Source organism: Kitasatospora sp. RG8, from assembly GCF_017813315.1.
Taxonomy (GTDB): domain Bacteria; phylum Actinomycetota; class Actinomycetes; order Streptomycetales; family Streptomycetaceae; genus Kitasatospora.
Window position 1 is genome coordinate 56,656 of the sequence record NZ_JAGIYX010000017.1, and the last position, 21,827, is coordinate 78,482.

21 protein-coding genes are annotated in these 21,827 nt (G+C 74.8%); 16 read left to right on the forward strand and 5 right to left on the reverse strand.

The window, feature by feature from the left end; genetic code table 11:
* Window positions 1-50: 50 nt before the first annotated feature.
* Complete coding sequence (locus tag J5Y04_RS24055) at window positions 51-839, reverse strand: dienelactone hydrolase family protein (protein WP_209414172.1); 789 nt, start codon at window positions 837-839, stop codon at window positions 51-53.
* Between the two features lie 188 nt (window positions 840-1,027).
* Window positions 1,028-2,290 (reverse strand): MFS transporter, encoded by a 1,263-nt coding sequence (locus J5Y04_RS24060; RefSeq protein ID WP_209414173.1) that lies wholly within the window; start codon window positions 2,288-2,290, stop codon window positions 1,028-1,030.
* A gap of 157 nt (window positions 2,291-2,447) precedes the next feature.
* Between J5Y04_RS24060 and J5Y04_RS24065 the strand changes: the two genes are divergently transcribed.
* The 8 genes from J5Y04_RS24065 to J5Y04_RS24100 all read left to right on the forward strand — a co-directional run bounded on the left by J5Y04_RS24065 (window position 2,448) and on the right by J5Y04_RS24100 (window position 9,939).
* A complete protein-coding gene (locus tag J5Y04_RS24065; protein WP_209414174.1) occupies window positions 2,448-3,641 on the forward strand; it encodes an ROK family transcriptional regulator in 1,194 nt (397 codons plus the stop codon).
* Window positions 3,642-3,892: 251 nt separating this feature from the next.
* Window positions 3,893-4,309 carry a molybdopterin-binding protein gene (locus J5Y04_RS24070; protein WP_209414175.1) on the forward strand — a complete coding sequence of 139 codons (417 nt, stop codon included), beginning with the start codon at window positions 3,893-3,895 and terminating at the stop codon, window positions 4,307-4,309.
* A gap of 156 nt (window positions 4,310-4,465) precedes the next feature.
* Window positions 4,466-4,924 (forward strand): hypothetical protein, encoded by a 459-nt coding sequence (locus J5Y04_RS24075; protein ID WP_209414176.1) that lies wholly within the window; start codon window positions 4,466-4,468, stop codon window positions 4,922-4,924.
* A gap of 137 nt (window positions 4,925-5,061) precedes the next feature.
* Entirely contained in the window at window positions 5,062-5,781 is a 720-nt protein-coding gene (locus J5Y04_RS24080) for a glycerophosphodiester phosphodiesterase (RefSeq protein ID WP_209414177.1), read from the forward strand.
* Window positions 5,778-6,887, forward strand: a complete 1,110-nt coding sequence (locus tag J5Y04_RS24085) for a winged helix DNA-binding domain-containing protein (protein ID WP_307853266.1) — start codon at window positions 5,778-5,780, stop codon at window positions 6,885-6,887. The genes J5Y04_RS24080 and J5Y04_RS24085 overlap by 4 nt, the downstream gene beginning before the upstream one ends.
* Window positions 6,888-7,130: 243 nt before the next feature.
* Window positions 7,131-7,574, forward strand: coding sequence for a hypothetical protein (locus J5Y04_RS24090; protein WP_209414178.1), 444 nt, complete (start codon window positions 7,131-7,133; stop codon window positions 7,572-7,574).
* A 156-nt stretch (window positions 7,575-7,730) separates the two neighbouring features.
* On the forward strand, window positions 7,731-8,876 hold the full coding sequence (locus J5Y04_RS24095) for an AI-2E family transporter (RefSeq protein ID WP_245205310.1): 1,146 nt from the start codon (window positions 7,731-7,733) through the stop codon (window positions 8,874-8,876).
* Between the two features lie 184 nt (window positions 8,877-9,060).
* Window positions 9,061-9,939 (forward strand): virginiamycin B lyase, encoded by an 879-nt coding sequence (locus tag J5Y04_RS24100; RefSeq protein WP_209414179.1) that lies wholly within the window; start codon window positions 9,061-9,063, stop codon window positions 9,937-9,939.
* 146 nt (window positions 9,940-10,085) lie between these two features.
* Here J5Y04_RS24100 and J5Y04_RS24105 read toward each other — a convergent pair whose 3' ends face one another.
* Window positions 10,086-11,132, reverse strand: a complete 1,047-nt coding sequence (locus tag J5Y04_RS24105) for a YafY family protein (RefSeq protein WP_209414180.1) — start codon at window positions 11,130-11,132, stop codon at window positions 10,086-10,088.
* A gap of 56 nt (window positions 11,133-11,188) precedes the next feature.
* Here J5Y04_RS24105 and J5Y04_RS24110 point away from each other — a divergent pair, with 56 nt between their 5' ends.
* Both J5Y04_RS24110 and J5Y04_RS24115 read left to right on the forward strand, forming a co-directional pair.
* The gene (locus J5Y04_RS24110; RefSeq protein WP_209414181.1) at window positions 11,189-11,656 is read left to right on the forward strand and encodes a hypothetical protein; all 468 of its coding nucleotides are present in this window, start codon (window positions 11,189-11,191) and stop codon (window positions 11,654-11,656) included.
* Complete coding sequence (locus J5Y04_RS24115; RefSeq protein ID WP_209414182.1) at window positions 11,653-12,246, forward strand: NIPSNAP family protein; 594 nt, start codon at window positions 11,653-11,655, stop codon at window positions 12,244-12,246. The genes J5Y04_RS24110 and J5Y04_RS24115 overlap by 4 nt, the downstream gene beginning before the upstream one ends.
* 91 nt (window positions 12,247-12,337) lie before the next feature.
* On the opposite strand, the gene J5Y04_RS24120 is transcribed toward J5Y04_RS24115, so the two are convergent.
* Entirely contained in the window at window positions 12,338-12,982 is a 645-nt protein-coding gene (locus J5Y04_RS24120; RefSeq protein ID WP_209414183.1) for a bifunctional 2-polyprenyl-6-hydroxyphenol methylase/3-demethylubiquinol 3-O-methyltransferase UbiG, read from the reverse strand.
* A gap of 199 nt (window positions 12,983-13,181) precedes the next feature.
* Between J5Y04_RS24120 and J5Y04_RS24125 the strand changes: the two genes are divergently transcribed.
* The 6 genes from J5Y04_RS24125 to J5Y04_RS24150 all read left to right on the forward strand — a co-directional run bounded on the left by J5Y04_RS24125 (window position 13,182) and on the right by J5Y04_RS24150 (window position 19,713).
* Entirely contained in the window at window positions 13,182-14,027 is an 846-nt protein-coding gene (locus J5Y04_RS24125; protein WP_209414184.1) for a sigma 54 modulation/S30EA ribosomal C-terminal domain-containing protein, read from the forward strand.
* A gap of 23 nt (window positions 14,028-14,050) precedes the next feature.
* Window positions 14,051-14,500, forward strand: a complete 450-nt coding sequence (locus tag J5Y04_RS24130) for a pyridoxamine 5'-phosphate oxidase family protein (protein ID WP_209414278.1) — start codon at window positions 14,051-14,053, stop codon at window positions 14,498-14,500.
* 426 nt (window positions 14,501-14,926) lie between these two features.
* The gene (gene ctaD, locus J5Y04_RS24135; RefSeq protein ID WP_209414185.1) at window positions 14,927-16,612 is read left to right on the forward strand and encodes a cytochrome c oxidase subunit I; all 1,686 of its coding nucleotides are present in this window, start codon (window positions 14,927-14,929) and stop codon (window positions 16,610-16,612) included.
* 113 nt (window positions 16,613-16,725) lie between these two features.
* Window positions 16,726-17,271, forward strand: coding sequence for a hypothetical protein (locus J5Y04_RS24140; protein WP_209414186.1), 546 nt, complete (start codon window positions 16,726-16,728; stop codon window positions 17,269-17,271).
* Between the two features lie 207 nt (window positions 17,272-17,478).
* Window positions 17,479-18,207, forward strand: a complete 729-nt coding sequence (locus J5Y04_RS24145) for a response regulator transcription factor (RefSeq protein ID WP_209414187.1) — start codon at window positions 17,479-17,481, stop codon at window positions 18,205-18,207.
* Between the two features lie 219 nt (window positions 18,208-18,426).
* Window positions 18,427-19,713: a serine hydrolase gene (locus tag J5Y04_RS24150; protein ID WP_209414188.1), complete on the forward strand. Its 1,287-nt coding sequence runs from the start codon at window positions 18,427-18,429 to the stop codon at window positions 19,711-19,713.
* A gap of 276 nt (window positions 19,714-19,989) precedes the next feature.
* On the opposite strand, the gene J5Y04_RS24155 is transcribed toward J5Y04_RS24150, so the two are convergent.
* Complete coding sequence (locus J5Y04_RS24155) at window positions 19,990-21,690, reverse strand: GAF domain-containing sensor histidine kinase (protein WP_209414279.1); 1,701 nt, start codon at window positions 21,688-21,690, stop codon at window positions 19,990-19,992.
* Window positions 21,691-21,827 lie beyond the last annotated feature (137 nt).

The following is a 21,827-nucleotide window of genomic DNA, read 5'->3' on the forward strand; positions in this document are numbered from 1 at the left end:
ACGGGGGTGGCTACGGGGGTGGCCGGGTCCGGCCCCGGGCGGGGCGCGGCTCAGCTCGACAGGGACGGCCGGCCGGGGCCGGCCAGGAAGGCGAGCAGACGGTGCCAGGAGTCCGCGGCCGCGTCGGCGTGCCCGGCGGCGCCCAGCTCGAAGAAGTTGTGCGGGGCGTGGGGATAGACCACGAACCGGTGCGGGCAGCCGGCCGCACCGAGGGCCTCCTCGAAGGCGCGGACCGTCGCGGGGGCGATCGACTCGTCGGCACCGCCCCAGAGTGCGAGGACCGGCGCGGTCAGCCCGGGGGCGAGCTGGGTCGGGCCGGGGGCTCCGTTGAGGGTGTCGGGGTAGCCGTAGAAGCCGACCGCGCCGGCCAGGCCGAAGCGGGGCGCCGCCGTCCGGAACGCCTGGCGGCCGCCGAAGCAGAAGCCGAGCGCGACCACCTCGCCGGCGCCGTCCTCGCGCAGCCGGTCGATCCCGGCGCGGATGTCCGCGTCGAGGCCGTCCGGGGTGAGGGCCAGCAGATGGGGCAGCAGGCCGGGCAGCTCGCCGAATTCCCGGGGGCGCTTTTCCGGGTCGGGGCCGGCGGTGCGCCCGAAATAGTCGATCGCCAGTGCCGGATGGCCCTGTTCGGCGAGCCGGACGGCGGTCTGCCGGTAGAAACCGGAAAGTCCCCGGTTGTCCGGCAGGACGAGGACGGCCGGGCCTGCGGGATTCTCCGGTCGGGCCAGGAAGGCGCCGAATCCGGTGCCGTCCCCGGCGGTCAGGGTGAGTGCGGTGGCCTCGGCGATCGCGCTGGTCGGGGGAGTGAAGGCGGGGGGTGCGGCGTCGGCGTCGTAACACACGGGGGGAATTCCTTCGCTGGTCGCTGGTTGCGGAACGCGGAACCGCCGGGCGGGTGCGCCCGGCGGTTCCCGATATTAGCGAGGAATTCCCTGCGAAGCCGCCATCATATCAATCGGAGATTATTTCCGGAAGACCTTTCCGGTGACATTGTGATGACATTCTTCCGGTCCGCGGGCCGCCTTTTCCGTCATCGGCGCGACGGGTCGGCCAGCGGCTCGGCCCGCCGCTTCGCATCCGAGGGCGCTCCGCCCGCCGCGTCCGGCTCGGCGAGGCGGAGTGCGCCCGCGCTCGGCACCAGGGCGAAGGCGAGGGCGGTGACCACGCCGAAGGAGACGGTGAGCGAGGTGGCCTGGGCGAGCCCGCCGACGATGGCGGGGGCGACCAGGCCGGAGGTGTAGGTGACCGTGGCGACGCCGGCGATGGCCTGGCTGGGGTTGGCGCCGATCCGGCCGGCGGCGGCGAAGGCGAGCGGCACGATCACCGCGATCCCGATGCCGATCAGCGCGAAGCCGGGGATGGCCAGCCCCGGGCTGTCGGCGCCGACCACCAGCAGGCCGCCCGCGGTGGCGACGGCCCCGCCGAGCCTGGTCGCCCGGACGGCGCCGAGGCGGCGGATCACCGCGTCGCCGACCAGCCGGCTGACCGCCATGGTGAGCGAGAACGCCGTGTAGGAGGCGGCCGCGAGGGTGGCCGAGGCGCCGGTGACGTCCTTGAGGTAGACGCCGCTCCAGTCCATCGACGCGCCCTCGGCGAAGACGGCGCAGAAGCCGACCAGTCCGATCACCAGGGAGCTGCGCGGCGGCAGTGCGAACCGCGGCGGGGCCTCGGCCTCCTCGGCCGCCCGGAAGTCGGGCAGGCTGCGGCAGACCGGCTGGGCGAGGGCGGCCAGGACCAGGGCGGTGACGAGCAGTTGGATCCGGGCGTCGAGGTCCTGGTGGGCGGCGAGGATGCCGAAGCCGGAGGCCAGCAGTCCGCCGACGCTCCACATCCCGTGCAGTCCGGACATGATCGAGCGGCCGAGCCGCTGCTCGACCTCGACACCCTGCGCGTTCATCGCGACGTCCGCCATGCCGGCCGTCGCGCCGTAGACGAACAGCACCGCGCAGAGGGCCGCGAGCGAGGGGGCGAGGGCGGGCAGGGCCAGCGTGAGGCACCAGACGGTGAGCAGTCCGCGCACCGCGGCCCGCCCGCCGAAGCGGTGGACGAACCGGCCGGCCAGCGGCATCGCGAGGAACGAGCCGATCGCGGGCATCACCAGGGCCAGGCCGAGCTGGCCGGGGGAGAGGCCGAGGCGGTCCTGGATCCACGGGATCCGGGTGACGAAGGTGCCGCCGACGGCGCCGTGCACGGCGAACACCAGGGCGACGGCCGTCCTGGCGCGGCGCGGCCGCTCCAGGGTCTCGGGGGCGGCTGGGCCGCGGGGTGGTCCTGCGGTCGGTGTGTCGGTCATCCGGTGTTCCCTCCCGGTCGCGCCGAGGCGCAACGGTGCCCTGTGGGTGGTTCATGCCCCTTTGGGGCGGCGCGGGGCCGTTCGCGTCCCCGCGGCGTCGTTCGATAAATTATCAGGAAGGGACCCTGATAGAAACACTCTGGAAGGATGCACTCCCATGACCACCGCGCGTACGGCCACGCCGAGCACCGCCCGGGCGATCAACGACCGGCTGGCGCTCAACCTGCTGCTCGAACAGGGACCACTGACCGCGACCGAACTGCGCGGCCTCACCGGTCTCTCCCGGCCCACCGTCGCCGACCTGCTGGAACGCCTCCAGCGGACCGGCCTGGTGGCCGTGGTCGGCGAACGCGGGGAACAGCGGCGCGGTCCCAACGCCCGGCTCTACGCCCTCGTGTCCTCCCGGGCCCACATCGGCGCCATCGACGTCCGCGCCGGCGGCGTCAGCCTGGTCGTCGCCGACTTCGCCGGCCAGACCCTGGCCGCCGCGGAGCTGGCCGTCGAGGGGCGCGGCGAGAGCGGCACGGCGGCCCGGATCGTCCGGGCCCTGCTCGACACCGCCCGCAGGGCCGGCGTCGAGCAGCTGCACACCGTCGCCGTCGGCGCCCCCGGCCTGGTCGACCCCGCGACCGGCCGGCTCCACAGCACCGGAGCGCTGCCCCCCTGGCACGCCGAACTGCTCACCGCCCTGCGCGAGGTGCCCGGCACCGACGTGATCCTGGAGAACGAGGTCAACCTGGCCGGCCGCGCCGAGTACCGGATCGGTGCTGCCCGGGGCCAGGACACCTTCGTCCTGGTCTGGCTCGGCCACAGCGTCGGTGCCGCCGTGATCATCGACGGGCGGCTGCGGCGAGGAGCCTCCGGCGGCACCGGCGAGATCTGCTTCCTGCCCGTACCGGGCACCGTCGCGCTGCCCAGCGCCACCGACTGCGAGGGCGGCTTCCACGGGCTGGTCGGCAGCGCCGCCGTCTGCGACCTGGCCCGCGCCCACGGCCTGCCGGCCGGCCCGGCCGACGACGCGTCCGCCGCCGAGGCCGCCGTCCGGGCCGCGCTCGACGCGCTCGGCGACGGCGGACCGGGCGGGCCGTTCCTGGACGAGCTGGCCGGGCGGATCGCCGTGGGCACCGCCGCCGTCTGCGTGGTCCTCGACCCGGGCTGCGTCGTGCTCGGCGGCGAGATCGGCCGGGCCGGCGGCGCCGAACTCGCCCGTCGCGTGGAGCACCGCCTCGCCGCCCTCTCGCCGCTGCGCACCGAGGTCCGGGCCGGGACGGCCGGCGGCGGGGCGGTGCTCGGCGGCGCCGTCCTCACCGCGGGCGACGCCGTCCGGCGGGACCTCTTCGGCGAGCCGTAGCGGGCGCCGCCGCAAGGCGGCCGGCGGCCCTGTGGGGCGGCGGGGCCGGGCGGTGCGGGGTGCCGCCGGGCGGTGGGGCGAGCCCCGGGCCGGCCGGGGCGGGAGCGGCTCCGCTTGGCCGGGCGGGCCCCCGGTGCGGCAGGATGGCGGCGACGGCCGGAGCAGTGCCGCCGTCGGTCCCCGTGACACCGAAGTGCCGTCCACGTGACACGAACGCTGCCGTGCCACCGAACCACCGTCAGGAGTCGTACATGGGCCAGCCCGAGGCGCCGGTCAACCCGTACCGGATCGGCGAGGCGGCGGCGATGCTCGGCGTCAGCGCCGACACGATGCGGCGCTGGGTCGACGCGGGCCGGCTCGCCGCCGAGCGGGACGAGCACGGTCACCGGATCATCCCCGGCGCCGAGCTGGCCGCCTTCGCCCGGGAGCTGGCCCGCCCCGAGAACGCCGCCGCGGAGGGGCGGCCGTCCTCGGCCCGCAACCGCTTCCCGGGCATCGTCACGCACGTGGTGCTCGGTGACGTCGCCGCGCAGGTCGAGATCCAGGCCGGGCCGTTCCGGGTGGTCTCGCTGATCAGCAGGGAGTCGGCGGAGGAGCTCAACCTGGTGCCCGGCGCGCCCGCGACGGCGGTCATCAAGTCGACCAATGTGATGATCGAACGGCGCTGAGTCCCCAGGCGCAGGGACCTGCCACCGCCGAGACCCGCCACCGCAGAGACCCGCCGACGCGCCGCGCGCGCCGCAGTCTTCTGCACCGAGACCAGCCGCCACCCCGGCACCCGCCGACGCACCGCACAGACCCGCCGACGAGAGGACCGCCACCCGATGCCCCGTCCGCCGCTGCCGTCCACCCAGAGCGCCGTGTTCGCGGTCGAGGCGATGGCCGCCCGGCACGGCCGTGAGGTCCGTGCCTCCCACGACATCGGCCGCGACCAGACCTTCGCCGGCCTGGTCGGTGCCGACGGCGCGGGCGCCGGGGGTGGCGGTGCACTCGACGCGATACCCCACGAGGCGCTGCTGGAGATCGCCGGCAAGCCCGCGATCACCGTCCGGCTCTTCGTCCACGACGAGGCGGTGGTCACCGTCGAGGACATCGCCTTCGACGTGCCGCGCGACAGCGTGCCGGCCTTCCTCGACTCGGTCTGGAGCGGCCTGGTCCACGTCCGGCAGCGGACCTTCCCGCCGTCCTGCACGCTGATCGTCACCGTGCCCGGTGACGCCCCCTACCGCGAGGCCGTCACCTACCACCAACTGTCCCCGTGGCTCGCCGGGCTGATGCGTTGACCGCCGCCGCTCGGCCGTCCCGCTCGCCGGGCACCGCGCCGGACGCCCGGCCGACCCGCCCGCCGGCCACTTTCCCGGACACCCCGAAGAACCTCCCGTCGCCCATCCCGCCGAAGGCCCCGAGGACCGCCACCGCCGTGAACGCACCGACCCCCGCCGACCGCCGCCCCGTTCTCGCCGTCGCCCACCGCGGCGACCCGTTCCGGTACCGCGAGAACACCCTGCCCTCCGTCGAGTCCGCGCTCGCCGCCGGCGCCGACGCCGTCGAGGTCGACGTCCGGCTCACCCGCGACGGCGTGCCCGTCCTGCTCCACGACGAGACCCTCGAACGCCTCTGGGGCGACCCGCGCCCGCTGCGCCGGGTCACCCTCGACCAGCTGGACGGACTGCGGGACGGCGACCTCGCCGTCCCGACCCTGGCCGAGGCGGTCAAGACCGTCGCCGCGACCCCGGCCGCCCGGCTGCTGATCGACCTGGACGACCCGCACCCGGTGGCCGCCACCTGGCAGGCCGTCACCGGTCTCGGCGCCGAGCAGCGGGTCGCGTTCTGCGGCCCCGCCACCGCGATGCTCGCCGTCCGCGCCCTCGCCCCGCACGCCGAGATCGCGCTGACCTGGAAGCAGCCGCGGCTGCCCGTCCGCGCCCTGCTGGACGACCTGCGCCCGCAGTACCTCAACCCGCCGTTCGGCCTGGTCAACCCCGATTTCACCGCCGCGGCCCACGACGCCGGACTCGCCGTCTCCACCTGGACCGCCGACCTGCGCCGCACCATGCGCAGGCTCCGCGCGGCCGGCGTGGACTCGATCACCACCAACCGGATCGGCGTCCTGCGCTCCGTCCTGGACGGCAGGCGGTGACCGGTACGGACGTGCTGACCACCCGCGCGCTCGGCCGCGCCCTGCTGGCCCGTCAGCACCTGCTCAACCGGGCCACCGTGACGGCCGCCGAGATGGTCCGCCACCTCGGCGGGCTCCAGGCCCAGGCCGCGCCGCAGCCGCCCTACCTCGGCCTGCTCGCCCGGCTGGACGGCTTCGCCCCCGAGGAGCTGACCGGGCTGATCGAGCAGCGCCGGGTCGTCCGGATCGCCCTCCAGCGCGGCACCATCCACCTGGTCACCGCCGACGACTGCCTGTCCCTGCGTCCGCTCGTCCAGCCCGTGCTCGACCAGGGCCTGCGCAGCGCCTACGGCAAGCGGCTGGCCGGCCTCGACCTCGACGCGCTCGCCGACGAGGCCCGCGCCCTGGTCGAGGAGGAGCCGCGCACCTTCCAGCAGCTCGGCCCGCTGCTCGCCGCCTCCCGCCCCGGCCGCGACCCGGCGGCGCTCGCGCAGGCCGCGCGATGCCTGCTGCCGCTGGTCCAGGTGCCGCCGCGGGGCCTCTGGGGCCGGGGCGGCGCCGCCGCGCACACCACGGCCGAGCACTGGCTCGGCCGCCCGCTCGACCCGGCCCCCTCGCTGGACGGCCTGGCCCTGCGCTACCTCGCCGCCTTCGGCCCGGCAACCGCCGCCGACCTGCAGAAGTGGTGCGGCCTCACCCGCCTCGGCCCGGTGCTGAAGCGGCTCGCCCCCGGCCTGGTCACCTTCCGCGACGAACACGGCCGGCTGCTCTACGACCTGCCGGACGCGCCCCGGCCGGACCCGTCCGTGCCGGCGCCGGTCCGCCTGGTCGCACCCTTCGACAACCTGGTGCTCTCGCACGCCGACCGCTCCCGTGTCCTGCCCGAGGAGTACCGACCGCGACTGATGACCCAGAACGGCCTCGTGTCCGGCATCCTGCTGGTCGACGGCCTGGTCGCCGGTGACTGGCAGTTGGAGGAGGGCGGCCGGGACGAGGCACGCGCCGTGGTGATCCACCCGTACACGGCGCTGCGGCGGGCCGACCGCCAGGCGGCGGAGAGCGAGGCGGAGCGGGTGCTGGCCTTCGCGGGCGGTGGCGGGGCGGTCCGCTTCGAGGAGTCGGTGTAGCGCGGGAGTTCGGGGCGGTCCGCCTCGGGGGCCGGTGTAGCGCGGGCGGTGGCGGGGCGGCTCGCTTCGGGGAGCCGGTGCGGCACGGACGTTCGGGGCTCGGGCGGGTGTGCTGGCGCGGGATCCCGATGGGGTGAGCCTCCGGCGGTTCCTCCGTGTACGGCCTGGTCGGCGCCGGTTGAATCGACCCGCCCAGTAGTCGGTGGCGCCTGCGCGGCGCCGCCCGCCAGAGTGGAGTCGACCGTGGCACTCGTACCGAACGGCATCTTCGGCATCCGCAAGCCGAACGAGCAGTTGCTCACGCTGCCGGGGGCCAAGGAGCCCCTGGTCCTCATCCCGCCGGCCGACGGCGAGGTGGAGGCGCAGTCGTGGGAGGTGGAGGAACTGGAGAACGGCAACGTCCTGCTCCGCAACCAGCGGCACCGGACCTTCGCGGGCTACGAGGGCTACCCGCAGGAGAACACGGAGGTCGTCGGCTCGTCCGAGCCCCGGGAGTGGCAGCTCCGCCCGGCGGGGCACCCGGACGTCTTCAAGTTCTACGTGGTGGTTCCCGGCGGGCCGGTCGACGGAACGGAACTGGCCCTCGACATCAGCGTGCTGGACATCTTCCCGACCCGGATCGCTCTGCGGCCGCTGGACGTCAGGAACCAGGAGCAGTCCTGGGACTTCCTGATCCACCTGCCCTAGGTGTTCTGTCCCGTGGGCGTTCGGGCCGGCGGCTCGGTGGCCGGTCCGGGCGCCCTCGTGGGGCGGGCACGCCCGGGGGTCAGAAAACGGGCATTCAATCAGACCGTCTGCTGAGATGGGGCAAACGCGGACTGATCGGCCCAGGCGGAGGTGGAGATGTCGGGGGAGCCCCCGTCCGACGGCGGTCCGGGCGAGCGTAGGGCGGACCACCGCAGGCCGTACCTGATGCTGCCGCCCTCGATCCGCGCGGCGAGCGCCTGGTCGGTGGCGGGCATCCTCCTCATCACCGTCGCCTCGCTGGTCGGCTTCGCCCTGGTCGAACTGCGCGCCGCCACCATCCCGGTCGTCCTCGCACTGCTGGGCACCTCGCTGCTCTACCCCGTGATGCCGTGGATGGTCCGGCGCGGGGTCGGCCGGGGCCCGGCCGCCGGACTCACCTGCGCGCTGCTGGTGCTCGCGGTCGGCGGGGTGATCACCCTGCTGGTCAACTCGCTGGTGCACAGCGCCCCGCAGATCGCCACGGCGCTCCAGCAGGCCGGCGACCGGATCGCCGACTGGCTCGGACCCTTCGGGGAGAAGATCCGCCACGCGCTGGACAACGCCAAGGGCGAGACCAGTTCCCTGGTCACCACCGTCACCAGTGGCGTGCTCTCCGGGCTCGGGTTCGCCACCCAGATCCTCACCGGCGGCGTCCTCGCCCTCGCCCTGGTCTTCTTCTTCCTGCGCGACGGCCACCGCACCGCCGACGCCCTCCGCTCGTACCTCCCGGCCGGCATCGCCGGCACGGTCGTCGCCTGCGCCGACCGCGCCTTCGACGCGATGGCCGGCTTCATGCGCGGCACCACGCTGATCGCCCTGATCGACGCCTTCTTCATCACCATCGGCCTGTTGCTGCTCGGTGTCCCCGGAGCCCCGGGGCTCGGCGCGCTGGTCTTCATGGGTGCCTACATCCCGTTCATCGGGGCGTTCCTCTCCGGCACGGTCGCCGTCCTGGTCGCGCTCGCCGAGGGCGGGCTCGGCACGGCGCTGTGGGCGCTCGGCGTGGTGCTCGCCGTCCAGGCGATCGAGGGCAACATCCTCCAGCCGCTGATCCAGAGCCGCACCGTCGAACTGCACCCGGCCACCATCATGGTCGCCGTGATGGCGGGTTCGGGCCTGGCCGGCATCCTCGGCGCCCTGCTGGCCGTCCCGTTCTGCGCCGCCGGCGTCGGTGTCATCTCCGTCCTGCGCGGCGACACCGGTGAACCGCGCCGTGGCAGCCGCCGCGGCGTGAAGGGCGAGCGGGCGCCCGTCCGGGAGTAGCCGGGCCTCAGGAGTGGCCGGGCCTCGGGGGCGGTCGGGCCGCTCCGCGCGCCCGGGTGTGCGCAGGGGGTGTGCCCGGAGGCCGCCGCCGGCGAGGGCCGGTGGCGCTTGTCGTGCCGGCGGGGAATGTGCGAGAGTGCTAATGCGACGCCAGTCGCAATAGTGAAGCGGTAGGGGGAAACGGATGACTTTCGAGCGGGTCCCGGTGTCGGACGGCCGGGCCGGGCCGTACGGGGTCGTGATCGGGCCGGACGGCGCGGTCTGGTTCACGCTGGTGCACGCCGGGGAGATCGGGCGGCTGGCGGCGGACGGGTCGGTGCGGCGCTTCGGGCTGGGGGCGCCCGGGTGCGGGCCGTCGGTGATCACGGCGGGGCCGGACGGCGCGCTCTGGTTCACCCGCATGCGGGACCACCGGATCGGGCGGATCGGGGTCGACGGGCGGGAGCGGTCGTTCGGGCTGCCGACGGAGGACGCCGGGCCGTTCGGGATCGCCGCCGGGGCCGACGGGGCGCTCTGGTTCACGGAGCTGAACGCCGGTCGGATCGGGCGGATCACCGTGGACGGCGAGGTGACGGAGTACCCGCTGCCGGTGGACGGCGCCTTCCCGTCGATGATCACCGCGGGGCCGGACGGCGCGCTCTGGTTCACGCTCAACCAGGCCCACGCCGTCGGCCGGATCACCGTCGACGGGCGGATCACGGTGCATCCGCTGCCCACCGAGGGGGCCGCGCCCGTCGGCATCGCCGCGGGCGGCGACGGCGCGCTCTGGTGCGTCGAGATCGGCGCCGGCCAGGTCGCGAGGGTCGCCGTCGACGGCACGGTGGCCGAGTACCCGCTGCCCGACCGGGCCGCCCGCCCGCACGCCGTCGCGGCCGGCCCGGACGGGCGCCTCTGGTTCACGGAGTGGGGCGGCAACCGGATCGGCTCGCTCACCCCGGACGGCGGCTACCAGGGGTACGAGCTGCCGGTCGCGGGCGCGGAGCCGCACGGCATCGCCGTCGGGCCGGACGGTTCCGTGTACGCGGCGCTGGAGATCGGCGAGATCGCGCGCCTGACGTCGTGACGCCGTGACGCCCTGAGGTCCTGACGCCCAGCGGCCCTGACGTCCTGACGCCCTGATGTCCTGAGGCCCCGACGCCCTGAGCGCCCCTGAACACGCGGGCCGGTCCGGGCGGCACGCAGGGGGCGCCGCACCCTCGCCGGAGGCGTTCAGGGCCGGCCGCCGCCCGCGAGGTCGCCCTCACCGTCGGCCCCCGCCTCGCGCGGGGCCCCGGGCAGGGCCTGGGCCCCGTACCGGTCGGCGAGCTCGCGGACGGTCGCCGCGAGGCGGGCCCGCAGGGCGGGCGGTTCCAGGACCTCCACGTCGGCGCCCAGTTTCAGGAACTCGCCGTGGGCGTGGTCGACCGACTCGATCGGCACGGCCGCCCTGGTCCAGCCGTCCGCCTCCACCACCCCGCCGGCCGCGACCGCCTGCCCGGCCGCGTGGCCCAGCTGCTCGCGGACCCGGGCGGTGCCGCGCGGCGACAGCCGGACCACCGCCTCCGCGGTGTGCAGCCGCGCGTGGAAGTCGGCGAGCCGGTCCCGCCAGTGGGCCGCCAGGTCGAAGCCCGCCGGTGGCTCGAACTGCTCCTCCAGGGAGCGCAGTTCGATGATCTGGTCGACCCGGTAGGTGCGCGCGTCGCCGCCGTCCGCGGCGGCGACCAGGTACCAGCGGCCGGCCTTGAGGACCAGCCCGTACGGCTCCAGCCGCCGCTCGACCTCGGTGGGCGCCTTCCACCGCCGGTAGCGCACCCACAGCGCGTGCCGGCCCCAGACAGCTGCGGCCACGGCCGCGAGGTGCCGGGTGTCGTCGGCCTTCCCGTACCAGCCGGGCGCGTCGAGGTGGAAGCGCTGCTGGATCCGCTCCGCCTGCTCCCGCAGCTCCGCCGGGAGGGCGGCCCGCAGCTTGAGCTGGGCGGCCACCAGCTGCTCGCCGAGGCCCAGCTCGGCCGCCGGGCCCGGCAGCCCGGTCAGGAAGACCGCCTGCGCCTCCTCGGCCGTCAGCCCCGTGAGCCGGGTGCGGTAGCCGTCGAGCAGCCGGTAGCCGCCGCCGTGCCCGGCGTCCCCGTACAGCGGGATGCCCGCCGCCGCGAGCGCCTCGACGTCCCGGTAGACCGTCCGGACCGAGACCTCCAGCTCGTCGGCGAGCTGATGGGCGGTCATCCGCCCCCGGTTCTGCAGGAGCAGGAGCAGCGAGATCAGTCGGCCGGCGCGCACGGCTCCCAGTATCCACTGACAGGAGGTGGCAGTGGACCGGCCCTAGCCTCCGGGCCATGAACGACTTCGACTTCCTTCACGGCTCCTGGGACGTGGCCAACCGCAGGCTGACCGGGCCTCTGACCGGCGGCGACAGCTGGGAGGAGTTCCCCGGCCACGCCGTCGTCCGCCCGCTGTTCGGCGGGAACGGCAACATCGACGAGATCACCTTCCCGACCCTGGGGCGCCAGGGCGTGACCCTCCGCCTCTTCGACCGGGAACGGAAGGAGTGGTCCATCCACTGGGCCGACAGCCGCACCGGCCGGCTCGACCCGCCCGTCGTCGGCGGCTTCACCGGCGACCGGGGCGACTTCCACGGCGAGGACACCTACCGCGGCCTGCCGATCCGCGTCCACTTCGTCTGGTGGCGGCTGACGGCCGACTCGGCCCGCTGGGAGCAGGAGTTCTCGGCGGACGGCGGGCGGAGCTGGGAGCTCAACTGGGTCATGGAGCTGACCCGGACCCGGTCCGAGGACGCCTCGTGACCATCGTCGAACTCCGGCAGTACACCCTGCGCCCGGGCGCCCGCGACACCCTGATCGAGCTCTTCGAGCGGGAGTTCGTGACCGGGCAGGAGGCCGCCGGCATCACCGTCGGCGGCCGGTTCCGGGACCTGGACGACCCGGACCGCTTCGTCTGGCTGCGAAGCTTTCCGGACATGACGGAACGGGCGAGGGCGCTGCGGGCCTTCTACTACGGCCCGGTCTGGCGGGCCCACCGCGACGCGGCCAACGCCACCATGCTGGACTCGGACGACGTCCTGCTGCTGCGCGGTCCGGGCTTCACCGCCCCGGACGGTGCCGGGCAGGTCGTCGCGACCATCTGCCACCCGTGGGACACCACCGCCTTCGCCGGCCACGTCGAGCGGCGGCTATGCCCGGAGGCCGCCGCCGGGACGCCGCCGCTCGCCCTTCACCGCACCGAGCACGCGGAGAACGACTTCCCCGCCCTGCCCGTGCGGACGGGCGAGGACGTCCTGGTGTGGTTCACCGTGGGGGACGCGCCACCGCTGCCGGACCTCTCCGCGCACCTGAAGGCCGCGCCGCAGCGGTTGCGCCTGTCGCCGGTCTCCTGACGCCCGCCGCGCCCGCCGTGGACGCCGGCCCGCCGCGCCCACGGCCGACCCGCGCCCCGGGACCGCACGGCGGTTCCGGGGCGCGGGAGGTTCAGCGCCTGGCGACCAGCAGCTGGGTGGCCACCGCGGGCCGGCCGTTCATGGTGCGCACCGGCAGCGCGCGCTCGGCGACCGGTTCGAACGTGCCGAGCAGTTCGTCCAGCCACTCCCGGGTGTGGTGGCGGCAGACCGCGCCGTCACCGGTCTCGAACACCCCGTACCGGCCGTACCTTTCGGCGAACTCCGCGTACCGGTCGCGGTTGCGGGCGTCGGGCTGGAGGCAGAGGTCGCTGACGTAGAGCAGGCCGCCCGGCCGCAGTACCCGGTGCAGTTCGGCGACCAGGTCACGCTGCCCGTCGTCGCCCGGCACGCAGGTGAGGACGGCGAACAGCAGCGCCGCGTCGAGGATGCCGTCGGGGTGGGCCAGCCGGGGCGGGTCGGTCAGCACGGTGAACCGGGCGGCGGGCTGCTCGGCCCGGGCGCGGGCGACGAGCTCGGGCGCGATGTCCACGCCCTCGACGTCGGTGAAGCCGAGTACGGCCAGTTCTCCGGCGAGCCGGCCGTAGCCGCAGCCGTAGTCGAGGACGGCCGCCGCGCGGTCGAGCCGCGCCAGCCACTCCGGGTGGAGCGGGTGCCCGAAGGTCTTCGCCGTGCCGGTGGAGTTCCAGTAGTCCGACTGGTTGTCGAGAGCAGGCATGATCCGATCCTCGCACACCGCTCACGGGGCGGGGCAGGACAGGGCGGCCGGGGGCCATGGGGCCGTTCGGCCCTTGTCCGGTTCGGAGCGGCGGAGGGATCGTGATCGCGCGCCGGTGTGTGCGCCGGGCGCGCCGGGGGCAGACGTGGCAGGACGTGAAAGTACGGAAGTCCGAGTGGCGGGACGGGAGAGGCCGGAGATGGGTGAGTTGATCACGGTGCAGGTGTGCGAGGGGATGCCGGGAGGCGTGGCGGCCGACGCCAGGGCCCGGATCGCGGCCGTGGTGAACGGGGCCGACGCCTTGGTGGAGGCGTTGCGGGTTCGGGTGGGCGCGGTCGGCACGGGGGGAGCGGCCGGCGCCGCGGGCGCGGCGACGGTGCTGGCACAGGTCAACGCCGAGGTGGACGGCCGGCGGATCAGGGTCCAGGAGAGCGCCGCCGACCTCGGCGAGGCGCTGGACCGGCTGGCGGACGGCCTGCGCGGTCGGATCGCCACCGCCGCCTCCGGCTGGACGCCCCGGCCATGGTCCCGCCGGACGCGTGCCCGCGGGCCGTTCGCCGGCGTCCCCGGGCAGGTCGCGCCCCGGAGCGGACGCGGGCTCGTACGGGCCGGCGCGGGGCTGCTCGGGGCCGACCCCTGCACCGAAGTGCCGTACGGCGCACGGCCGGAGCGGATCGTCCGCCGCAAGCGCGCCGCCCTGGTGTGGTGTTCGCCCGACGCGGCGGCCCGGACCATGGACGCGATGGACTTCGACATCCACCTGTTCACCGACCCGGCCACCGAGACCGACGCGGTCGTCTACCGGGTCGGCCCCACCGGCTACCGGCTGGCCCGCACGACGGCCGCCGCCCCACCGACAAGGCCGGCCGTCCCGCTCACGGTGAGTCCTTGTGGCGCACCGGAGTTGACGGAGGAGCGGGCGGTGGAGCGGCTCTCCGGGGCGGACCTTCCGTTCCTCTTCTTCGCCCAGCCCGGCACCCGGCGCGGGCGCGTGCTCTACCGGCGCCACGACGGCGGGCTCGGCCTGATAGCGGCCACCCCGTGAGCGGCGAGGCCGGGCGGGCCGGACTGCTGCTGGCCGCCGAGGTGCCGCCGCGCCACCTGGTGCCGGTCGAACGCGCCGAGGCACTGAGGCTGTTGGGCGGCGCACCGTTCGGGCGGATCGTGTTCACCGCACGGGCGCTGCCGGCCATCAGGCCCGTCAACCACCTGCTCGTCGACGACGAGATCGTGATCCGCACCCACGACGGCGCGGCGCTGACCATGGAGGCGCTGGGGGCGGACGCGGCCGGTGTCGTGGTCGCCTACGAGGCGGACGCCATCGACCCGTTGACCCGTCTGGGCTGGAGCGTGGTCGTCACCGGCTACGCCCGGCCGGTCACCGATCCCGGGCAACTCGCACGCTACCGAGCGCTGTTGAGCCCGTGGGTGGCGTCCGCGATGGACCACACGGTGGCGATCCGGCCCGACCTGGTCACCGGCTACCGGCTCACCGAGGACCCGCCCGGCGTCGCGTAGCGGCCCGGGACAGCACCGGTGCCGGCCGGGGAGTGTGTACCGACTCCCCTGCCGGCACCGGTGTTTCGGCATGCCCGGCGGCGGTGCGGCGGTGGGGCGGTGCGGCGGTGCGGGGCGGTGAAGCCGGCGGGGCGGTGGGGCGCGTGCGTGTGGTGCGCGTCGTCGGCATGGGCGGTCGGCGGGGTCGGCGCCGTGGCGGAAGTCCCGGTCGCCGGCCCCGGAGGGAGGCCCACCGGCCCGGGGCGGCTGGGTCCAACGGCCCTGGGGCGCGGCGGTTCCGAGCTTCGATCATGGATCGCCACCATCCGCAGAGGTTTTCGAAGGAGTGCGTCCTTGAGCGCCACAGAGGCAAGGGGCGACAGCGCGCCGCAGCCGTCCGCAGCACGGCCGGGAGGGGGACCGGTCCGTCGGCCCGGATCCGCCCTGGTGAGGTTGCTGACGACCACCGACCACAAGACGATCGGCTCGATGTACCTGGTGTCGGCGTTCGGGTTCTTCCTGATCGGCGGCGTCCTCGCGCTGGTCATGCGCGCCGAACTCGCCCGGCCGGGGACGCAGATCCTCTCCAACGAGCAGTTCAACCAGGCCTTCACGATGCACGGTTCGGTGATGCTGCTGCTCTTCGCGATGCCGCTGTTCACGGGCTTCGCCAACTGGATCATGCCGCTCCAGATCGGTGCCCCGGACGTCGCCTTCCCGCGGCTGAACATGCTGGCCTACTGGCTGTTCATGTTCGGCTCGCTGATCGCCGCGGGCGGCTTCGCCACCCCGCAGGGAGCCGCCGACTTCGGCTGGTTCCTCTACGCGCCGCTCTCCGACGCGATCCACTCGCCCGGCGTGGGCGCCGACATGTGGATCATGGGCGTCACGCTCTCCGGCTTCGGCAGCATCCTCGGTGCGGTCAACTTCATCACCACCATCATCTGCATGCGCGCCCCGGGCCTGACCATGTTCCGGATGTCCATCTTCTGCTGGAACGTGCTGCTGACCTCGGTCCTCGTCCTGATGGTCTTCCCGGTGCTCGCCGCCGCGCTGCTGGCGCTGGAGTGCGACCGCAAGTTCGGCTCGCACGTCTTCGACCCGGCCAACGGCGGCGCGATGCTCTGGCAGCACCTGTTCTGGTTCTTCGGCCATCCCGAGGTGTACATCCTCGCCCTGCCGTTCTTCGGGATCGTGTCGGAGGTCATCCCGGTCTTCTCCCGCAAGCCGATGTTCGGCTACGCGGGCCTGATTGCCGCCACCGTCGCCATCGCGGGCCTCTCGGTCACGGTCTGGGCGCACCACATGTACGTGACGGGCCAGGTACTGCTGCCCTTCTTCTCCTTCATGACCTTCCTGATCGCCGTGCCGACCGGCGTCAAGTTCTTCAACTGGGTCGGGACGATGTGGAAGGGCTCGCTGAGCTTCGAGACCCCGATGCTCTGGACCGTCGGCTTCCTCGTCACCTTCCTGTTCGGCGGCCTGACGGGCGTGCTGCTGGCCGCGCCGCCGATCGACTTCCACGTCTCCGACTCGTACTTCGTCGTCGCGCACTTCCACTACACGCTGTTCGGCACCGTGGTGTACGCGATGATGGCGGGCTTCCACTTCTGGTGGCCCAAGATGACCGGGAAGATGCTGGACGAGCGGCTCGGGCGGATCAGCTTCTGGACGCTCACCATCGGCTTCCACGCCACCTTCCTGGTCCAGCACTGGCTGGGCGCCGAGGGCATGCCGCGCCGCTACGCCGACTACCTGGCCTCGGACGGCTTCACCGCCCTCAACACGGTCTCCACCCTCGGCTCGTTCCTGCTGGGCCTGTCGATCCTGCCGTTCCTCTACAACGTCTGGAAGACCGCCAAGTACGGCGAGAAGGTCACCGTGGACGACCCCTGGGGATACGGCCGTTCGCTGGAGTGGGCCACCTCCTGCCCGCCGCCGCGGCACAACTTCGTCACCCTGCCGCGCATCCGTTCCGAGTCCCCGGCCTTCGACCTGCACCACCCGGAGATCGCCGCCCGCGACCACCTGGAGAACAACGGCGAGCCGGCGAAGCACCTGGCCGGCGTGGTCCCCGCGAACTACGACGCCCCGGCGCCGCGCCGCCGGGCACTGAAGACACCGTCGGACTGACCGACGGCCCCGAACGCCGTCCCCGCCCGCACCGATGCCCCCGGGCGGGCGGGGACGGCCCCCGGGGAGCGTCCCTCCCCGGAGTCGAACCCACCGGCTGAGGAGTGCCCACCATGCACCACACCGTTCTGGCGATCGGCACCGCCGCCGTGACCGCGTCCGGCTGCGTCTGGTACCTGCCCGCCATCGCCGACCTCCAGGCGGGTGACGACCGCCCCCGGTCCGCCCGCACCGCCGCCGCGGCCTGCGTCCTCTGGTGGGCCGCCCTGGCCTTGGCCGGCGGACTCCTGCTGGTAGTGCCGGGGTGGGAGCCCGCCGCCCGGCTCGCCCTGGCGGGCCTGGTGGCCGCCGTCATCCTGCGGATCCGCGCCCACCGGCAGCGCCGCGCCGAGCTGCGCGAGGACGGCCTCCGCTGGGCGATGCTCGACGCCGGCCCCGCACCGCGCATCCCGCGCCCCGGCCGGGGGCCCGGCGCCCGCGTGCTGCTGGGCTGGCTGCTCGTCGGCCTCGCGGTCTCCTCGCTCGGCGCCGTCTCCATCCTGCTGTCCGGCGGCGGCCCGCTCGCACCGCGCCTCGCCACCGCGGCGGGCGGCGCGGCCGTGGTCTGCGCGGCCTTCCTGCTGATCGGCGTGGGCAACGTGCGCCGCCACCACTCCTGAACACCGCCGGACGGCGGCGCGCCGGGACGTGCGGATGCGTCAGGTCGCCAGCCCCGGCCCCGGTCCCCGGTCGCCGGCCCGGTCCCCGGTCACCGGTCCCCGGGCCGAATGGGGTCCTTGGGCCCTGGGGCGGCGCGGCCCGGTCGGGGATGATGCGGAGGGCCCGCAGCTGGTGCGTGCCGCGGACGAGGAAGGCGGAGCCGCACGATGGCGAGCGAGACGACCGGCACCGGGGAGCCCGCACCGGTCAGGGTGTTCCTGCTGGACGACCACGAGGTGGTGCGCCGGGGAGTCCACGACCTGCTGGACGGCGAGCCGGACCTGGAGGTGATCGGCGAGGCGGCCACCGCGGAGCAGGCCCTCGTCAGGGTGCCAGCGCTGCGCCCCGACGTCGCCGTCCTGGACGTGCGGCTCGGCGATGGTGACGGCGTGGCCGTCTGCCGCGAACTGCGCTCCCGCATGCCGGACCTCGCCTGTCTGATGCTCACCTCCTTCGACGACGAGGAGGCGCTGCTCGACGCCGTGATGGCCGGCGCCGCCGGGTACGTCCTCAAGCAGATCAGCGGCACCGACCTGGTCGCGGCCGTGCGCACCGTCGCCTCCGGCCGCTCGATGCTCGATCCCGGCGCCGCGACGCGCCTGCTCAACCGGCTGCGCAACGACGCCGGACCGGCGCAGCCGGCCTCGCACGGGCCGGAGCTGACCGTGCGCGAGCAGGAGGTGCTGGCGCTGATCGGCGAGGGGCTGACCAACCGCCAGATCGGCGAGCGGCTCTACCTCGCCGAGAAGACGGTGAAGAACCACGTCTCGCGGCTGCTGGCCAAGCTGGGGGTGGAGCGGCGCGTCCAGGCCGCACTGATCGCCACCGAGGTGCGCCGGGCCGGCGAGGCCGCGCAGCCGGCCCGACTGCGGACGCCCGGAGGCCTGCGCGGCTGAACCCGCCGGACCGGGCCGGACCGGACCGGACCGGGCCGGACTGGACCGGTCCGGGCCGGGCCGCCGCCCGTCCCGGTCCCCGGCGATCGGCCGTCGGTCTGCCCTTAGGGGCAGTCACGGCCGGGCCTGTTTTGTCGGACGACCCCCCATCCGGGATATTGGATCTTGGTCCCGCCGGGATCTGATCTTCCAGGTGACGAGATGTCAGGGTGGTTTCTGATGGCACGGGTTGGAATCCTGCGTTCGCTGGCCGTGGCTGCGGCCGGTGTGGTGGTCGTGGCCACGGGAGCGACGGGTGCGGTGGCGGCGCCGGCGGCGGCCGCGGCAGTGCCGGACACCGCCGGGGTGCGTGCGGCGCTGCAGGCCGCGGTGAACGCGGGAGCGCCGGGTGCGTTCGCGGTGATCAGGGATCACGGCGCGGCCGAGGGCAAGGTCTCGCTGACGGTCGGCAAGGCCGATCTGGACGGGACGCCGATGAACGCCGACTGGCGGTTCCGGGTCGGCAGCAACAGCAAGATGTTCACCGCGGTGCTGGTCATGCAGCTCGTCGAGCGGGGCAGGATCGACCTGGACAAGCCGCTGCGCGACTACCTCCCGGCCGGCACGCTGCCCGAGGGCTGGACGATGACCGGCCGCCAGGTGATGGAGCACCGCGCCGGCATCTACGACCACACCAACGACCTCCTGGAGCAGGCGGGGGAGGAGACCACCAGCGCCTTCGAGGCGCGCATCCGCCACAACGTCTACGACCCCGCGAAGCTGGTGTCGATGTCGGTCGCGCACGGTGTGCAGTACACGCCGGGATCGCGCTACTCGTACTCGAACACCGACTTCGTGCTGATGGGCCTGGCGGTGGAGCACATCACCGGCCGTCCGTACGCCGACGTGCTGCGCGACGAGGTCATCGACCCGTTGGCCCTGAGCCGGACGTCCTTCGAGGTGCCGGCGGAGGGGATCGAGGGGCGGCACGTCACCGGCTACCTGACCAACGACGACCGCTCCAAGCCGCTGCTGGACTCCACCGAGCAGACCGGCTCCTGGGTCTGGAGCGCCGGCGCGGTCGTGTCCTCCGCCCGTGACATGGACCGCTTCCTCACCACGCTGATGGCCGGCAGCGCCGGCGGGCTGGTCTCGGACGACTCGCTGAAGCAGATGACCAGCGTGCTGCCCACCCCCACCGCCAAGGTCAGCTACGGGCTGGGGCTGCGGCAGATCGCGCTGTCCTGCGGCAACGTGTTCGGCCACGGCGGGATCGTCCAGGGCTTCCAGACCCAGTCGTTCACGACCCCGGACGGCCGCCGCAGTGTCGTCGTCTTCGCCAACGCCTCCAACAACGGCACCGTGACCCAGGGCCTGATGAACGCGCTGGAGCCCGCCTTCTGCGGCAAGCAGCCCGCCCCCGCCGCCGCACCCCGCACGCTGACCTCGCCGGGGGCCGACGACGGGCGGCAGGGCGGCGCGGCGCCCCGCGACCTCGTCCCCGTCGTGGAGGACACCCGCATCTGACCCGCCGGGCCCGGTCGGCCGTGCAGGGCCGACCGGGCCTGACCGGTCGACCCTGCCCGGCCGGGCCGATCCGGGCTGATCGCCGGGCACGACCCGCCGGGTACGGCCCGACCCGGCTCACGGCGGTGGCACGCGGGGTGGGAGTACGCCCCGCGTGCCACAGCCGGCCGGTACTGTCGGGGGCCGGTCCGACGGATCGTCGCCGCCACCGCCGGACGGCACTACCGCGGCACTACCGCGGCACTACCGCGGCACTACCGCGGCACTACCGCGGCACTACCGCGGGCCCAGCGGTGCCGACCACACCAACCGGGTGCCGCCGTCCTCGCCCGCCCGGAGCTCGAAGTCGCCGCCCGCCCTCTCCGCCCGCTCGGCGAGGTTGCGCAGGCCGCTGCGCCGCCCGCCCTCCGGCACCCCGACCCCGTCGTCCGTGACGGTGAGCCGCACCCGGTCGTCGGCCACCCGGAGGTCCACCTCGACCCGGCCCGCCCGGGCGTGCCGGGCCGCGTTGCTGAGCGCCTCACCGAGGACGGCCAGCACGTGGTCGGCCAGCTCCTGCGGCACGTCGGTGTCGAGCAGCCCCTCCATGGCGAGCCGCGGCGCGAAGCCCAGCGTCGTCCGTGCCTCGCCGACGATCCGGGTCGCGTGGGCCCGCAGGCCCCGGTCCGGCTCGTTGTGGGCGCGCAGCCCGAAGATGGTCGAGCGGATGATCTTGATCGTCTCGTCCAGGTCGGCGACCGCCCGGCCGACCCGGTCCGCCGCGCCCGGGCTCTCGATCAGCCGGCCCGCGCTCTGCAGGGTCATTCCGGTGGCGAAGAGCCGCTGGATGGCCAGGTCGTGCAAGTCCCGGGCGATCCGGTCACGGTCCTCCAGCAGTGCCAACTGCTCGGCGTCAAGCCGTCGTTCGGCCAGCTCCAGGGCGAGCGCGGCCTGGTCGGCGAAGCCCAGCAGCGGGCCCGTCTCCTCCGCCGTGAACGGTGGCCGCCCGATCGCCCGGGCGAGCAGCAGCACTCCCCGGCCGAACCCCGCGCCGGTACCCAGCGGCACCGCCACCGCCGGCCCGAGGCCGTCGAACCGCCCGGGCGGCCCGGCGGGGAACCGGGCGTCGCCGGCCAGCCCGTCACTGGTCACCGGCGAGCCGCAGGCGTACGCGGCGCCGGAGAGCGTGCCGTCCACCGGCACCGTCACCCCGAGCCGGACGCCCGGGTCGCCGCCCAGCGCCACCTCCACCGTCAGCTCCTCGGCCCGCTCGTCGGGCCCGGCCACGGCGACCGAGACGTCGGCCAGCTCGGCCCCGGCGATCTCCCGCGCCCGGCTGGCGATCAGCTCCACCACCTCCAGCCGCGGCGCGCCCGACAGCAGGCTGCGGGTGATCTCCGCGCTCGCCCGGAGCCAGCGCTGGCGCCGCTGCGCCTCCTCGTACAGGCGGGCGTTGTCGATGGCCACCCCGGCCGCGACCGCGAGCGTGGCGATGACCGCCTCGTCGTCGGCGTCGAAGTCCAGCCCGCCGCGCTTGTCGGTGAGGTACAGGTTGCCGAACACCTCGCCGCGCACCCGCACCGGCACCCCGAGGAAGGTGTGCATCGGCGGGTGGTTGGCCGGGAAGCCGACGGACGCCGGGTGCTCGGACAGCACCGGGCAGCGCAGCGGCTGCGGGTGGCTGATCAGCTCGCCCAGGATGCCGCGCCCCGACGGCAGCGGCCCGATCGCCGTGATCTCCTCCGGCGTCAGACCGACCGTCAGGAACTGCGAGAGCGTGTGCCCGTCCGAGCCGATCACACCGAGCGCGGCGTAGCGGGCGTCGACCAGGTCGGCGGCGGCCTCGACGATCCGGTGCAGCGCCTGGGCGAGGTCCAGCTCCCGGCCGACCGCCAGCACCGCCTCCAGCAGGCTGTGCACCCGGTCCCGGGTGCCGCGTGCCGCGTCGATCCGCCACTGGAGCTCCTCCAGCAGCTCGTCGAGGCGCAGCTGCGGCATCCGCGCGGCGCCGCCGTCCGCCCTGCCGGTCCCCGGGGTACGGCTGGTGCCCGGGGTACGGCCGCTGCCCGGGGTACGGCCGCTGCCCGGGGTGTGGCCGGTGTCCGGGGGTTGGCCGGCGCTCCGGGCAGGGCCGG